Origin of the sequence: Pseudomonas syringae group sp. 247E2, from assembly GCF_032587795.1 — a bacterium.
GTDB lineage: Bacteria > Pseudomonadota > Gammaproteobacteria > Pseudomonadales > Pseudomonadaceae > Aquipseudomonas > Aquipseudomonas amygdali.
Genome location: NZ_JAWHPK010000001.1, coordinates 924,079 through 939,591 on the forward strand (window position 1 = coordinate 924,079; position 15,513 = coordinate 939,591).

13 protein-coding genes are annotated in these 15,513 nt (G+C 60.5%); 4 read left to right on the forward strand and 9 right to left on the reverse strand.

Features of this window, described 5'->3' with window-relative positions:
* The first annotated feature begins 152 nt into the window (after positions 1 to 152).
* Complete coding sequence (locus RYC18_RS04195) at positions 153 to 485, forward strand: YnfA family protein (protein ID WP_029240841.1); 333 nt, start codon at positions 153 to 155, stop codon at positions 483 to 485.
* Between the two features lie 168 nt (positions 486 to 653).
* Positions 654 to 848: a carbon storage regulator CsrA gene (gene csrA, locus RYC18_RS04200; RefSeq protein ID WP_002552557.1), complete on the forward strand. Its 195-nt coding sequence runs from the start codon at positions 654 to 656 to the stop codon at positions 846 to 848.
* 47 nt (positions 849 to 895) lie between these two features.
* Here the strand turns inward: csrA and RYC18_RS04205 are convergent, their stop codons facing one another.
* From RYC18_RS04205 to RYC18_RS04220, 4 genes are all read right to left on the reverse strand, one after another.
* Positions 896 to 1,123 (reverse strand): YheU family protein, encoded by a 228-nt coding sequence (locus RYC18_RS04205; RefSeq protein ID WP_003314533.1) that lies wholly within the window; start codon positions 1,121 to 1,123, stop codon positions 896 to 898.
* A 67-nt stretch (positions 1,124 to 1,190) separates the two neighbouring features.
* Positions 1,191 to 2,387: an osmoprotectant NAGGN system M42 family peptidase gene (locus RYC18_RS04210; protein WP_002552559.1), complete on the reverse strand. Its 1,197-nt coding sequence runs from the start codon at positions 2,385 to 2,387 to the stop codon at positions 1,191 to 1,193.
* A gap of 81 nt (positions 2,388 to 2,468) precedes the next feature.
* The gene (gene ngg, locus RYC18_RS04215) at positions 2,469 to 4,217 is read right to left on the reverse strand and encodes an N-acetylglutaminylglutamine synthetase (RefSeq protein ID WP_005746250.1); all 1,749 of its coding nucleotides are present in this window, start codon (positions 4,215 to 4,217) and stop codon (positions 2,469 to 2,471) included.
* Between the two features lie 3 nt (positions 4,218 to 4,220).
* Positions 4,221 to 5,993 (reverse strand): N-acetylglutaminylglutamine amidotransferase, encoded by a 1,773-nt coding sequence (locus RYC18_RS04220; RefSeq protein ID WP_044322414.1) that lies wholly within the window; start codon positions 5,991 to 5,993, stop codon positions 4,221 to 4,223.
* Positions 5,994 to 6,371: 378 nt separating this feature from the next.
* On the opposite strand from RYC18_RS04220, the gene RYC18_RS04225 reads away from it, so the two are divergent.
* Positions 6,372 to 6,944, forward strand: coding sequence for a DUF4760 domain-containing protein (locus RYC18_RS04225; RefSeq protein ID WP_005746247.1), 573 nt, complete (start codon positions 6,372 to 6,374; stop codon positions 6,942 to 6,944).
* A gap of 70 nt (positions 6,945 to 7,014) precedes the next feature.
* Here RYC18_RS04225 and RYC18_RS04230 read toward each other — a convergent pair whose 3' ends face one another.
* The 4 genes from RYC18_RS04230 to mnmC all read right to left on the reverse strand — a co-directional run bounded on the left by RYC18_RS04230 (position 7,015) and on the right by mnmC (position 13,389).
* Positions 7,015 to 8,094 carry a lipocalin-like domain-containing protein gene (locus tag RYC18_RS04230; protein WP_316883537.1) on the reverse strand — a complete coding sequence of 360 codons (1,080 nt, stop codon included), beginning with the start codon at positions 8,092 to 8,094 and terminating at the stop codon, positions 7,015 to 7,017.
* Entirely contained in the window at positions 8,084 to 10,564 is a 2,481-nt protein-coding gene (locus RYC18_RS04235; protein ID WP_316883539.1) for an ABC transporter permease, read from the reverse strand. Before RYC18_RS04235 ends, RYC18_RS04230 begins: the two co-directional genes overlap by 11 nt.
* Positions 10,564 to 11,232 (reverse strand): ABC transporter ATP-binding protein, encoded by a 669-nt coding sequence (locus RYC18_RS04240; RefSeq protein WP_003434317.1) that lies wholly within the window; start codon positions 11,230 to 11,232, stop codon positions 10,564 to 10,566. Before RYC18_RS04240 ends, RYC18_RS04235 begins: the two co-directional genes overlap by 1 nt.
* A gap of 174 nt (positions 11,233 to 11,406) precedes the next feature.
* Entirely contained in the window at positions 11,407 to 13,389 is a 1,983-nt protein-coding gene (mnmC, locus tag RYC18_RS04245) for a bifunctional tRNA (5-methylaminomethyl-2-thiouridine)(34)-methyltransferase MnmD/FAD-dependent 5-carboxymethylaminomethyl-2-thiouridine(34) oxidoreductase MnmC (RefSeq protein ID WP_316883542.1), read from the reverse strand.
* Positions 13,390 to 13,551: 162 nt separating this feature from the next.
* Here mnmC and pap point away from each other — a divergent pair, with 162 nt between their 5' ends.
* Complete coding sequence (gene pap, locus RYC18_RS04250) at positions 13,552 to 15,048, forward strand: polyphosphate:AMP phosphotransferase (RefSeq protein ID WP_004664251.1); 1,497 nt, start codon at positions 13,552 to 13,554, stop codon at positions 15,046 to 15,048.
* 52 nt (positions 15,049 to 15,100) lie between these two features.
* Here the strand turns inward: pap and RYC18_RS04255 are convergent, their stop codons facing one another.
* Positions 15,101 to 15,505, reverse strand: a complete 405-nt coding sequence (locus RYC18_RS04255) for a YbaN family protein (RefSeq protein ID WP_044345092.1) — start codon at positions 15,503 to 15,505, stop codon at positions 15,101 to 15,103.
* Positions 15,506 to 15,513: the final 8 nt, after the last annotated feature.

Sequence of the window (15,513 nt, forward strand, 5' to 3'; positions counted from 1 at the left end):
AGCTATGACTATCGTGCGACGCTCCGCGTCGCATGCCGTTCTGGACGCTCTGCGTCCTCTTGAGCGACGTGTTCAAGGTCATCAGGGTCATGACCGCGCTGTTTTCTGATAGGGTTGCGCCCATCCTTTCAGCCCCTTTCAGCGAGTCCATCGTGCTCAATTACCTGTGGTTCTTTCTCGCAGCCCTGTTCGAGATATTCGGCTGCTATGCCTTCTGGCTATGGCTGCGCCAAGGCAAAAGCGCGCTGTGGGTCATTCCGGCACTCATCAGCCTGACACTGTTCGCGCTGTTGCTGACACGTGTGGAAGCGGCCTATGCGGGGCGAGCCTATGCGGCGTATGGCGGGATTTACATCGTCGCGTCGATTGCCTGGCTGGGGCTGGTCGAGCGGGTCAGGCCGCTGGGTACGGACTGGCTGGGTCTGGCTTTCTGCGTGATCGGCGCGACTATCATCCTGCTCGGGCCGCGCTGGTCAGCTCCATGAAAACTGCGGCTGTCAGCGATATTTCCTACAGATTTAGCTAGAAGTAAGACCCTTCCTTCAGTCTTTTCCGATGCGTTTGAAGGGCGTTACTGATTTGCCATCAGCGCATTGAAGCGCTCGGTTTCGCGATGCACCCTGCCTTTTTGCGCAACGAGAAGGGTGGGAAAAATGCTGGTACTGACGCGGGAAATTGGTGAAACGTTTTCAATCGGTGATGACATCACCGTGCAGATTCTGGGTATCAACGGCAATCAGGTGAGGCTCGGGATCAATGCCCCGAAAGACATCAAGGTTCACCGAGCCGAGGTCTACAAGCGCATCGCCAACAAACTTTCGCAACAAGCGACAACGCCGCTTCAATAGGCGACGTTGTTCGCCTCATTGAAAACCCGATTCAGGCCCGCCCAAGGTTATTCAAAAAACTCCTTGGGCACATCGTGCTTGAGCATCAACTGACATTGCTGACTCTCAAGATCGAAAAAGATTACCGCCTGGCCTTTGGTCAGCGCATGTCGCACACGCAGCACGCGGGTTTGCAGCGGTGTTTCGTCGCCATTATCGGTGCCCTCACGGGTGACGAAATCCTCGATCAGGCGGGTGAGGGTGTCGGGTTCCAGTTGGTCGTAGGGGATCAGCATGGCGGTTCTCGTGTCGATGAGCAGCGATGATAGAACTGCGGTGCCAGGCACCGCAATTCACAGGCCCTCAACTTTCCTCGCGATTCTGCCCGATCAGGCTGTCGACCGGTGGCACACGGGTGTCGGATTCCATCTGCGCATCATGTTCGATCTGATGGCTGAACCGCTCCAGTGAACTCTGGGCCGGTTTGGCATCGCTGGCGAACACAGGTGGGCTCAATATGTAAGCACCCAGCAGTTTGCTCAGCGCTGCCAGGCTATCGATGTGCGTACGCTCATACCCGTGAGTCGCGTCGCAGCCGAAGGCCAGCAGGGCCGTGCGGATGTCGTGCCCCGACGTCACTGCCGAATGCGCATCGCTGTAGTAATAGCGAAACAGGTCACGGCGTACCGGCAGTTCGTTCTCTACGCCCAGACGCAGCAAGTGGCGGGACAGATGGTAGTCGTACGGACCGCCCGAGTCCTGCATCGCCACGCTCACCGCGTGCTCGCTGGAGTGCTGGCCCGGTGCAACCGGCGCGATGTCGATACCGACGAACTCGCTCACGTCCCAAGGCAGTACGCCCGCTGCGCCCGTACCGGTTTCTTCGGTGATGGTGAACAGCGGGTGGCAATCGATCAACGGCTCTGCACCGCTGTCGACAATGGATTTCAGCGCCGCAAGCAGCGCCGCAACACCGGCCTTGTCATCCAGATGGCGTGCACTGATGTGACCGCTCTCGGTGAACTCCGGCAGCGGGTCGAAAGCCACAAAGTCGCCGATACCGATGCCCAGCGATTCGCAGTCGGCACGTGTGGTGCAATAGGCATCCAGACGTAGCTCGACGTGGTCCCAACTGATCGGCATCTCGTCCACGGCGGTATTGAACGCATGACCGGACGCCATCAACGGCAGAACGCTGCCACGAATCACGCCCGTGTCGGTGAATACACTGACACGGCTGCCCTCGGCAAACCGGCTTGACCAGCAACCGACTGCCGCCAGTGCCAGGCGGCCATTATCTTTGACTTCCCGAACGCTGGCACCGATGGTGTCCAGGTGCGCCGATACCGCACGGTCAGGGCTATTCTGCTTGCCCTTGAGGGTGGCGCGGATCGTGCCGCGGCGGGTCAGTTCGAACGGGATGCCCAGTTCTTCAAGACGCTCGGCCACGTAACGCACGATAGTGTCGGTAAAACCGGTCGGGCTTGGAATCGCGAGCATTTCCAACAGAACTTTCTGCAGGTATTTCAGATCCGGATCGGGGATATTTGCAGGGGTCATGGATGCTCCTTATGGAACAGTTGCAAGCCACAAGGCCGCAAGGGCTTATAGCCCTTTTGCAGCCTGTGTCCGCAACTGCGATCAGATATGCACAGGCAGGCTGTGCGGAAACAACAGATCGACGAAACGTTCGGCGGTGGGTTGTGGTTCATGGTTGGCAAGGCCCACGCGTTCATTGGCTTCGATGAACACGTACTCGGGCTGATCGGCGGCCGGCACCATCAGGTCCAGGCCGACGACCGGGATGTCCAGAGCCCGCGCTGCGCGTACTGCTGCATCGCTGAGCACCGGGTGCAGAATGGCCGTGACATCTTCAAGGCAGCCACCGGTGTGCAAGTTTGCAGCGCGGCGCACGGCCAGACGCTGATCCATCGGCAGGATATCGGCATACTCAAAACCGGCCTCGCGCACTGTGCGCTCGGTCTCCTGGTCCATCGGAATACGGCTTTCGCCATCAGTCGCGGCGGCACGGCGTCGGCTCTGGGCCTCGATCAACTGTTTGATGGTATGGCGCCCATCACCAATGACCTCAGCCGGACGACGGATCGCTGCAGCCACCACCTGAAAGCCGATCACCACGATGCGCAGGTCGAGGCCTTCATGAAAGCTTTCCAGAATGACGCGCGTGTCGAACCGACGGGCCTGTTCGATAGCGCTCTGAACGTCTTCGATGGTCCGCAGATCGACGGCGACACCCTGGCCTTGCTCGCCATCCAGCGGCTTGACCACGATTTGCCCGTGCTCTTCAAGAAACGCAAGGTTGTCGTCTGCACTGCCTGCCCGCTGCTGTGCGGGCAAGCGCAGGCCGGCAGCCTTCAACGCTCGATGGGTCAGGCTTTTGTCCTGACACAGGGTCATGCTCACCGCGCTGGTCAGATCGCTCAACGACTCGCGGCAGCGGATCCGCCGACCACCATAGCTGAGGGTAAACAGGCCAGCATCCGCGTCATCCACCTGTACATCAATGCCACGACGATGGGCTTCCTCGACGATGATTCGCGCATATGGATTGAAATCCGCCTGCGGACCGGGGCCGAGGAACAACGACTCGTTGATGCCGTTCTTGCGCTTGATGGCGAAGGTCGGCAGGTTACGGAAATTCAGCTTGGCGTACAGCGCCTTGGCCTGATCGTTGTCATGCAACACCGACAGATCAAGGTAGCTCAGACCGCGGCTCATGAAGTGCTCGATCAAATGCCGCACCAGCACTTCACCCACGCCGGGACGTGTGCATTGCGGGTCAACCGCCAGGCACCAGAGGCTGCTGCCTTTTTCCGGGTCATTAAAGGCTTTCTGATGATCAAGGCCCATGACGCTGCCGATGATCGTGCTGCTGCCCTCATCTTCGGCCACCCAATATACCGGGCCACCTTCATGACGCGGCGTGAGCAGGGCCGGGTCGATGGGCAACATGCCGCGTGCCAGATACAGGTTATTGATGGCTTGCCAGTCCGCTTCGTTATGCGCCCGCCGGATGCGATACCCGCGAAACACCCGGTGCGCCGGTCGGTAGTCGCTGAACCACAGACGAAGCGTGTCCGACGGGTCGAGAAACAACTGCTGCGGCGATTGCGCCAATACCTGCTGCGGCGCCGCCACATACAAGGCAATGTCACGCTCGCCGGGCTTTTCGTTGAGCAGGTCCTGGGCCAGTGCTGCCGGATCAGGGTAAGTGTGACCGATCAGCAAGCGACCCCAGCCACAATGCAGCGCCAAAGGCTCTGCGTCTATCTGGCTGCCATCTTCGGCAAGACGCGCTTGCAGACGTTCGTACGAGGGCGACTGGCCACGCAACAAGCGCTGGCTATAAGTCGTCGCGTTCTGTTTCATCAATCACAGTCCTTGTTCGCTGAGCCACAGGTTCAGCGCTGCCAGTTGCCACAGCTTGGAGCCGCGCAATGGCGTGAGCTGGCCTTCTGGGTTGGTCAGCAACTTATCGACCATGGCCGGATTGAACAGGCCGCGGTCCTGACTGGAGTCGGTCAACAGTTCACGCACCCAGTTAAGGGTGTCGCCCTGCAAGTGCTTGAGGCCGGGAACCGGGAAGTAGCCCTTCTTGCGGTCGATCACTTCCGAAGGAATGACCAGACGCGCCGCTTCTTTCAACACTTGCTTGCCGCCATCAGGCAATTTGAACTTGCCCGGAATACGCGCAGACAGCTCAACCAGACGGTAGTCAAGGAACGGTGTACGCGCTTCCAGGCCCCAGGCCATGGTCATGTTGTCGACTCGTTTGACCGGGTCATCGACCAGCATCACCGTACTGTCCAGGCGCAACGCCTTGTCGACCGCCGCGCTGGCACCGGGCTGGGCGAAATGATCGCGAACGAAATCACCGGCTGCGTCGTTGGCTGTGCGCCACTTCGGCTGCACCGTCTCGGCATATTCCGCATAGCTGCGGTCGACAAACGCATCGCGGTAGGCCGCAACCGGGTCGCTCGCGCCGTCTACTTGTGGGTACCAGTGGTAACCGGCAAACAGCTCGTCAGCGCCCTGACCGCTCTGTACCACCTTGCAATGCTTGGACACTTCACGCGATAGCAGGTAGAAGGCGATGCAATCGTGGCTGACCATCGGCTCGCTCATGGCGCGGAACGCCGCAGGCAGCTGTTCGATGATCTCGCTTTCCTGAATACGCAACTGGTGGTGGCGTGTGCCGTAATGCTTGGCGATCAGGTCGGAATACTGAAACTCATCTCCACGCTCGCCACCGGCATCCTGAAAGCCGATAGAGAAGGTCGACAGGTCTTCGACCCCCACTTCACGCAACAGGCCGACCAGCATGCTGGAGTCGACACCGCCGGAAAGCAGCACGCCGACGTCTACCGCGGCACGCTGACGAATCGCCACTGCTTCACGGGTGCTGTCCAGTACGCGGTCGCGCCAGTCTTCGAGCGTGAGGTTTTTCTCGTCTTCATGAGGACCGTAAGGCAGGGTCCACCAGACTTTCTGTTCGACCTTGCCGCTGGCGTCGATACGCATCCAGCTGGCTGGCGGAAGTTTTTCGACGCCGGCCAGCAAAGTGCGCGGCGCAGGCACCACAGCGTGGAAGTTGAGGTAATGGTTGAGCGCCACCGGATCAAGCATCCCGCTGATGTCACCACCCTTGAGCAGGGCAGGCAGCGAAGACGCGAAGCGCAGGCGCTTGTCGGTTTTCGACAGGTACAACGGCTTTACGCCGAGGCGGTCACGGGCGATGAACAGCTGCTTGCTGTCACGCTCCCAGATGGCGAAGGCGAACATGCCATTGAGCTTGGGAAGCATGTCTGCACCCCAGGCGTGATAGCCCTTGAGCAACACCTCGGTGTCGCCACCGGAATGGAACTGATAGCCAAGGCTTTCCAACTCGGCACGCAATTCCGGGAAGTTATAAATCGCACCGTTGAAGGCCATGGACAGGCCCAAGTGACTGTCGATCATCGGCTGCGCCGAGCCATCCGACAGGTCCATGATTTTCAGACGGCGATGACCAAGGGCAACCGGCCCCTGGCTGTGAAACCCCCACGCATCCGGGCCGCGAGGCGCCAGCTCATGGGTAATGCGCTCAACAGCGGCCAGGTCCGCTGGTTGATGGTCGAAACGTAATTCACCTGCTAATCCGCACATAAGTCCTTACCGGGTTTCCGTTGGGGAGGTGACTGAGAAAGTGCAGTCACCCAGAAACTGACCCAGTGCGGGCATGGTAGTTTTAGATCAAAAAGTTATAAGCGTTTGTTTTCAGCTGGTTGGCAACGTGCTTCTGGAATTGATGCTCTCACTGGGTTCGATTTGCCGTCGTGCTTACCGCACCCGCTTTAAGACGGATTTTTCTGACATGTAAAGCAGATTCGGCTCATTGACGGTGATGTTGGCAGCACGCTAGCTTGGGGCATGTGAAAGCACGCCAACTCACTTGCCATACGTAAAAAGGTATCGATATGAACAAGCACGCTGCAAAGGCTCGCGAAGAGTACGAAGGCTTTTAAACCCGCCCAGGAATTTCAGATGGAGACCCAGCCGGTCTCTATTTTTTATGAGAAAAATCATATGGATATGTGTCTGGCTCTGGCCGAATTGCTGGCAAAAGAAGCGCTCCGCAATATTCTTTTGCTATGCGGAGTGCTCACTGCAATCGTTTCGATGTACATGGTTTTGGCGACTGCAAAAAAGAAACAGACCGCAGACCTGTTATTTGGATGTCGGCTGGATGAACAGCTGCAGTTGGGTAACACGCGCATCGCCGCTATGCATGTCGCCCAGTCGCCAATGAAGGATTTGCTTTTGTCCTGCAACGAGGCCGACCGCAAGGAAAAGGAAGCGGTCAAGTATGTGTTAAACCATTGGGAGCGAGTGGCCGTCGGTATTGTTCAGGGGATCTATCACGAGGAGATGCTGCGTCAGTCCAACCATTCGAATGTCGTGAGCCTGTACAAGAAAGCCAAGCCTTTTATAGACGCGGTACGTTACAAGGAGCAGAAGGATACTTTTTACAGACATTTTGAAAAAATGGCGTTGTCTTGGGATGAGCGCCCTCTGAAAAATCTGAGAACATGGCCCTATTTCAAAAAGTCAGCCTGATGTGCGTCGGCGGTTCTCGCAGGGCCTGCTGGTGTTTCGAATTGAAAGCGCAACTGCCAGCAGGATCCGCTCAATACCCGGTCATCTCCAGATACCCCACGCCTTCCTGACTCCCGCTGAACCTCACCGGCCCCTCCCAGTAGGGAATGCTCACGCCCATCCAGGCGGCCGGGTTCAGCGCATCGGTGGTGATGTCCAGGTCTTTGCCGGGGACCCTGACTCTCCAGCGGGTGGGCACTTTATGCTCGCCGATCAATGTTTCTTTCAGTGGCTCCAGGCTGATCTCGTTGGCGTGCAGCATCCGGGTGGTGCCATCGGCGCTGATCCAGTTGCCGGTCAGGTAGGGTGTGCCGTCCTTGTGGCGGATGCGGTAAAGCATCAAGCGGTCGCCGCCTGCCAGTTGCAGCGAGAACCAGTCCCAGCCGCTCTGGTTGGCGGTCAGTGGCTGGCTGCTCCACTCCCGATCCAGCCAGGCGTTACCGGTGACCTGATAGGTTTTTCCTTCAATTACCACACTGCCTTTGGCGTCGAAGAAAGGCTGGCTGTAGTAGTACGACGCCTGGCCCGCTTCCGATTTCTGGCTGTAGCCTTGTTCGCCCTGCAACACCAGCGGCTTACTGGAGGTCAGGTGCAGGTCGTAGCGGAAATCCTTGCCGCTTGCCTTGAGTTGCATCGATGCGAGCGGGTCTCCGGTTTGAGCAGTGCTGGTGAATGCCCAATCGTCGATCCACGCCGAGAAGGGCGCCGACGTCACATTTGCCTGGCCGACTCCACCTCGTGCGTAACGCTCTGCCACGTAATGGCCGCTGCTTGATGTGGCTGCTGCATGGCCCAGCCAGATCGTGCCTTCGTTCCAGCCACTGCCGGTCTGTTGGCCGGGTCGCAGGGCATTGCGGAACAAGGTCCACTGCACGCCGAACTGCTGGCCCGCTTCATCCTTGAGGGTGGCGGTGATGTACCACCACTCGATACGAAAGCCGGGGTGCTGGCCGTGGTCCTGCGGGAATGAAAAGACCTTGCCGGGTGTCACCTGCGCATAGCTGTCGGCCGTATTGCCCAGACCGGCGAACCCGCTTTCAGGTTGGGGTTTGTCGTCGCAGGCGGTGAGTAGCACTGCGGCGACCAGCGGCATCAGCCATTTACTGTTCATTGGCGAATGTCCTGATTAGATCCGCTGGACGGCTACGGTACAGCCTCAGCAACGGCCAGGCCGAGGCCAGCAAAGTCGCCAGCATCGCCAGCGCCATCAATTGCAGCAGTTGCAGCGGGAACACCTGCAGCGGCAGGCGCCAGCCAAAGGCGCGAACGTTGATCACCGCATCCAGGCACCAGGCCAGCAGCAGCCCCAGTGGCAGCGCGAGCACCAGTGTCAGGACCGCCAGCAGCCAGGTCTGCCCCAGGTTGAGCAGCATCAGTTGCCGTCGCGTGACGCCCAGCGCCCACAACGGGGCGAGCTGCCCGAGGCGGCTCTGGCTCTGGGTCAGCAGGCTGATGAACAGCGCCACGCCAGCCACGCCCAGTGTCAGGCTGTTGAGTGCGGCAGTGGCGGCAAACGTACGTTCAAAGACCTGACTCGACCAGCCCTTGAGCTGGCTCTGATCGATGATGTGATTATCGTCCAGCTTGAAACGCGCTTGCAGCCGGGTGACCAGTGAGGGGATTGCCGCCTGATCGACTCTCAGGTTGAAACGCACCGGCATCGATTGCGGCCAGTGGGCGAGCAGGTGCCGGGAGTTGACCAGCAGATGGCCCTTAGGGTTGCCATAGTCGGCATAGATCCCGACGATGCGTGGGGTCCACTTGCCAGTGGGCACCGGGATACTCAGCGTATCTTCCAGCCCCAGTTGAAGGCGGCGGGCCAATTGTTCGCTGAGCATGACTGTGTCTTCATCGCGCCACAGATTCCACGGATCACCGGCGACGGATTCCAGCAACGCCCAATGCTGGCGATAGGTGTCGTGATCGATAACGCCAAACAGGTCCGCAGGCCAGCCCTGAACTTGCACCGGCACTTGCCAGTTGGGCAGCACGGCGCCGATATCCTGTTGCTGGCTCAGCCAGGTGTTCAGCGGCTCGGCCTGCTCCGGATTCTGCGGGCTGACATACAGTTCGGCGGTCAGGCGTTGCTCCAGCCAACTGTTGAATGTTTGCCGAAAACCCGAGGTCATGCTGCCTGCGCCGATGTTCGCGGCCATCGCCAGCAGCAGGGCCATCAGCGCCAGACTCAGGGCGGGCAACTGTTGACGGCAATCCGCCAGAAACCACTGCCCGAGCACCGAGCGGCTGCGCGTCAACAGACCGCCAAGCATGGTGTCCAGCAAAACCGGCAGGGCCAGCGCGGCACTGAGCAGTAGGGCGGACATCATCACAAACCCCAGCATCAGACTGGTGCCAAATAACAGCGCGCTCACGCCCACCAACGCGCCCAGCACCGCCACCCACGCCTGGCGCTGCAACCAGCGTGCATGGGCTTGCTGCCATGCCTGGGCATCGGCCAGTGCCAACAACGGCAAGCGCGCAGCCCGCAACAGGCTATTGGCACCGGCCAGCAACGCGCCAAGCAGACTCAGGCCGATACCGCTCAGCCACCACCACAGACTGAGGTTCAACTGGCCGGCGACCTCCGCGCCGTACAAGCCGCGCAGGCTGGCCGCGACATCCGGCAATAACAGGCTGGCCAGCAAGTAGCCGCTGACCACGCCGAAAATACCGCCCAACAGAGCCAGTGCGCCCAACTCTACGCCCAGCGCAGCTATCAACAGGCGTGCGCTGACGCCACAGGCACGCAAGTTACGCAACAGCCCACGGCGCTGTTCAAGGGCCAGGCCAATGGCCGCGTGGACAATGAACAGGCCGACGATGAAGGACAGCCCCCCGAGCGCATTCAGATTCAGGTGGAAGCTTTCGGTAAGGCGCTCCAGATTGTTTTCTTCGCCGCTTTTCTTGATCACCAGCAGATCGTTAAGGGTTGCCGGTAGCGCAGGGTTCTGCCGGGCAAAATCCTTGGCCAGCAGCATTCCGGACAATTGCCCCGGCTGGCCCAATAACGGTTGCGCAAAGCCTATGTCAGTCAGCAAAACGCCAGGCGCCATATCGGGTTTAGCGTGCAAGGGGGGCAGCGGAACACCGGTTTCGGTCAACGGTTGCTGGCCTTCTTCGAGCCCCAGCGCTTGCAGGGTCTGCGGCGCAATCCAGGTCATGCCCGGCGGCGTGAGGAAGTCCACGACCTGTTCGGCGTTCAGCGTCTGCCCGGCCAGTGCCGAGCCGGTCGGCAAGGTCACCGGCTCGATACCCATCAGTTGCAGGCGACGGTCTTCGCGCCCTTGAAGCACGATACGGCCTTGCAGCATGGGCGATACGGGCCAGCCTTCGCGGCGCAACTCGATAAACAATGCCTGCGGGAACAGCCCGCCGCTGCTGGCGGCGATACGGGTCTGCGGCTCGCCGCCAATCAACTGGCTGGCCCGCTGGTAGCTTTCCCGTGCCTGACTATTGAGCGCCTGAACGCCGGTCAGCAGTGCGGTGGCCAGCCACAAGCCGGTCAGCACACTGAAAAACTGCACCGGATGACGGCGCCAATGGCTCAGCAGGGCGCGCAGCGTCCAATAGAAAACCCGCATCAGCGTTCGCCTTCGTCAGCCAGACGCCCCATATGCAGTACCACTTTACGCGACAGGCGCTGCGCGACGCGCGGGCTGTGGGTGACCATCAGCAGGCTGGTGGGGCTGTCGGCGAGAATATCCAGCAGCAGTTGCAGCACCTCGTCGCTGGTGGCTTCGTCGAGATTGCCGGTGGGTTCGTCAGCCAGCAGCAGGCCGGGTCGAGAGGCGAGGGCGCGGCCTATCGCCACTCGTTGCTGCTGTCCGCCGGAGAGTTGTTCGGGATAGCGATCCAGCAGTGCGGCCAGACCCAGGCGCTCGATCAAATGCGCCTGCCAAGCTGCATCTACGCGCCCGGCCAGCCGTGCCTGGAACGCCAGGTTGTCGGCTATCTTCAGGCTGCCGATCAGGTTGAACTGCTGAAACACCAGACCGATCTCGGTACGCCGCCAGTTGGCCAGCTGGCTTTCGTTCATCAGGTCCAGACGCTGGCCTGCAACCTCGATGCTGCCATCGTCGACCTGATCCAGGCCCGCCACCAAATGCAGCAAGGTGCTCTTGCCACTGCCGGACTCACCCATCAACGCCAGGCTTTCGCCCTGTGCCAGATGCAGATCGACACCACGCAAGACATCCAGCGGTCCCTGTGCCGTGGTGTAGCGCTTGAATACGTTTCGCACTTGCAGCATGAGCGGCTCTATATGCTTGACTGAGTTCAAAGAGTAGCGCCTGAGCGCAAGCGCGTCGCGACCAGATATCAGCTATCGTGCGACGCTCCGCGTCGTCATGCCGTTCAGGACGCTCTGCGTCCTCTTTGCTACGCAGAGCGTCGCGACCAGCATTCCCGAACGACAATCATAAAGCTACTTCCCGCCGCCACGAATCAGCCCGCGCAGGGCAAACCGGTTGGGGTGACAGGCTTCGGCAACGCTGCGCGGCAAGGGCAGGGGCTCGTTGTCGAGCCAGGCGGCGATCAGCTCGCCACACAGCGGCGCGGTGATCAGCCCGCGCGAACCGTGGCCGCTGTTGACGTACAGGCCGTCCAGCCACGGGCAGGCGATGTTGGGCACTTGGCGCGCGTCCTTGCCCAGGGCAGCATAGGCCTGAAGGAATGCTTCGCGGTCGGCCAGCGGCCCGACGATGGGCAGGTAGTCCGGGCTTGTACAGCGAAAGGCTGCGCGACCCTGCAATTGCTCGGGCGACAAATCGGCGGTGTCGAGGCGCGAAGTGAGGTCTTCTGAAATCTCCCGCAACAGCCCCAGATTGTCCAGATGATCGGCCAGGTTGGGGGTCAGATCAGTACTGTTGAAGTCGAAACTGGCCCCCAGCGTATGTTCGCCCAGACGCGCCGGAGCCACATAACCCTCGGCGCACACCACACTGCGCAATGCCGCGCTGGCCTGAGTCTGCGGCAAACGGGTGATCTGCCCGCGGATGCGTTTGAGCGGTAAATCGGCGCTCTGCGAAAACTGCTTGATATCCGCCGCCCCGGCCAGCACGACGACCGGAGCACTGTCGATCAACTGTTCGTCACTCCAGACCTGCCACTGATCATCGACGCGTCTCAGCTCCAATGCCTGCTGATGAGCGATCAGACGGATATTGGCGTGCGCGGCCTGTGCGTGACACAGCGCAGGCGGATGAACCCAGCCGCCTTCGGGGTAAAACAGCCCGCCACTGTTCAGCGCAACGCCGCTCTGCGCTTCGGCCGCAGGCTGGTCCAGCAGGTGCAGGAGTGATTCGGGGAAGGCATCGGCCAGTTGTTTCTGACGCAGCGCCTCCTTGTCGTCGAAGGTCAGTTGCAGCACGCCGCAAGCGTCCCAGTCGACACCGCGCTGCAAGCGTTCAAGCAGCCTTCGCGTGTGGCCAAAACCACTGAGGATCAACTGTGAAAGCGCTGTGCCATGCGCCGATAACTTCAGGTACAGCACGCCCTGCGGATTGCCCGAGGCTTCCTGCGCCGGTGCGGCATGACGCTCCAGCAGGCTGACCTGCCAACCCCGCTGTGCCAGGCTCTGCGCCGTGGCGCAGCCGGCCAGCCCTGCGCCAATCACCAGCGCTTTGCGCTCGCCGCCAATCGGCGCGGGGCGGGCGAACCAGGGCTTGGCGGCAGGAGAGGGTGCAGCATCTTCAGGCCAGGCGATAAACGCGCCGCGCAGCACTTCCCATTTATGGCCGATGCCCGGCACCCGCTTCATTTTGAAGCCTGCTGCGTTCAGCGAGCGCCGCACCCAGCCGGTGCTGGTAAACGTGCCTATCGTGGTGCTCGGTGCAGACAGCCGCGCCAGTTCGGCAAACAGTTCGGGTGTCCACATTTCCGGGTTTTTCGCTGGCGCAAACCCGTCGAGAAACCACGCATCAATCTGCCCGTCCAGCTGCGGCAGCATCTGCAGCGCGTCACCAATCAGCAGGGTCAGGGTCACGCGGCCGTCATCGAATACCAGACGCTGAAAGCCTTCATGCACAGCCACATATTGATCGAGCAATTGACCCGCGAACGGCGACAGCTCCGGCCACAATGCCAGCGCGCGTTGCAGGTCGGCGCGGCTCAACGGGTATTTCTCGACGCTGACGAAATGCAGACGCGCCTCGGCTGGCGCGCATTCATCGAACAACTGCCAGGCACAGAGGAAATTCAGCCCGGTGCCGAATCCGGTTTCACCAATGATCAGCCTGCCGTCCTCCGGCAGCTCGCTGAAACGCCGACGCAGGTCGTTCTGTACCAGAAACACATGGCGCGTTTCGTCCAGACCGGACTCGGTGGAAAAGTAGACATCGGAGAAATCGCGGGAACGCGGGTTGCCTTGTTCGTCCCAGTCTATCCGGGCGTGGCGGGTAATGGTCATGTCAGGCTCAGCGGTGGCAGTGGGCGCATTTTAGCCGTGTGCGAGGATAAAAGTGCGATCACTGCTGCGCGGATTGACCGATGCCTGCAATCGGTGGTCAGAATGCTCACTGAGGGTTGTCCACCGGGCGTTCTCTGAGCCATCCCCAATCAGGAGTTGTGCATGTTTGAATCCGCTGAAATCGGTCATGCCATTGACGACGAGACCTACGAAGCTGCTTTGCCCGAGTTGCGCGAAGCTTTGCTGGAAGCGCAGATAGACCTGCACGAGCAGGCCGGTCGGCAGATCATCGTGCTGATCAACGGCATAGAGGGCGCAGGCAAGGGCGAGACCGTCAAACTGCTCAGCGAATGGATGGACCCGCGCCTGATCGAGGTACGCACCTTCGATCAGCAGACCGACGAAGAGCTGGCCCATCCACCCGCCTGGCGTTACTGGCGACAACTGCCTGCCAAGGGGCGCATGGGAATCTTCTTTGGTAACTGGTATAGCCAGATGTTGCAGGGCAGGGTCCACGGGCGTTTCAAGGACGCGGTGCTCGATCAGGCCATCAGCGGTGCCGAGCGCCTGGAAAAGATGCTCTGTGACGAAGGCGCGCTGATCTTCAAATTCTGGTTCCACCTGTCCAAGAAACAGATGAAGCTGCGCCTCAAAACCCTCAAGGATGATCCGCTGCACAGCTGGCGCATCAGCCCGCTGGACTGGCAGCAGTCCAAGACTTACGACAAGTTCGTGCGCTTCGGTGAGCGGGTGCTGCGCCGCACCAGCCGCGAATATGCGCCCTGGCATGTGATCGAAGGCGTGGACGCCAACTACCGCAGCCTGACGGTTGGCCGCCTGCTGCTGGAAGGCATGCAGGCTGCACTGAACAAGGTCGAACCCGAGCCCGCTGCGCTCACCGTCGGCCCGCTGGCGATCCATGACAACGAGCTGACCCTGCTGGACAGCCTCGACCTGAGCCTGCACCTGAGCAAGGACGACTACCAGCAGCAGCTCATCACCGAGCAGGCGCGCCTGTCCGGCAACATGCGCGACAAACGCATGAAAAGCCATGCACTGGTGGCCGTGTTCGAAGGCAACGACGCGGCAGGCAAGGGCGGCGCGATACGTCGTGTTGCAGCGGCGCTCGACCCGCGGCAGTACGCTATCGTACCGATTGCTGCACCGACTCAGGATGAACGCGCTCAGCCGTATTTGTGGCGTTTCTGGCGGCAGATACCGGCGCGCGGCAAATTCACTATTTTTGACCGCTCGTGGTACGGCCGGGTGTTGGTCGAGCGGGTCGAGGGCTTTTGCAGCGAGTCCGACTGGAAGCGCGCTTACGCCGAAATCAATGACTTCGAAGAGCAACTCACGGACGCAGGCATTGTGGTGGTCAAGTTCTGGCTGGCCATTGATCAGCAGACCCAGCTGGAACGCTTTCAAGAGCGCGAAAAGATCCCGTTCAAGCGTTACAAGATCACCGAAGACGACTGGCGCAACCGCAAGAAATGGCCGGATTACCGCCAGGCAGTGGGTGACATGGTGGATCGTACCAGCACCGAAATTGCGCCGTGGACGCTGATCGAGGCCAACGACAAGCGCTGGGCGAGGGTCAAGGTGTTACGCACGATCAACGAGGCGCTGGAAAAGGCGTTTGGCAAAGACAAGAAGAAGTGATCGTCTGAACCGCGTGCCTGTCTGCATCGGCACTGGCGGGCGCAGCGGGGCATCATTTGCGAGGCGGGCGCGTTTTCTGCCTGATGATGTAAATGGTCACCAGCACCGCGCTGGTCAGCATGAAGGCTCGTGCCCAAGGCTGTGCGATCAGGTAGCACGACAGGCTGATGCTCAGCCACATCAGGCCGATTGCGTACACCTTGCCCTTGAGCGGGATGCCGTTGCCTTCAAGGTAGTCTCGAATCCATGGGCCAAGCCGCGGGTGGTCGACCAGCCAGTGGTAGAAACGTGGAGAGCTGCGCGCGAAGCATGCAGCTGCCAGCAGCAGAAAGGGCGTGGTGGGCAGCACCGGCAGGAATATCCCGATGACGCCCGATACCACGCTCAACCAGCCAACCGCTATCAGCAGATAGCGCACCGAGCGGTGACGGCTGGTGCGCGGTGAGTCTTGCGCCATAGGCGCCG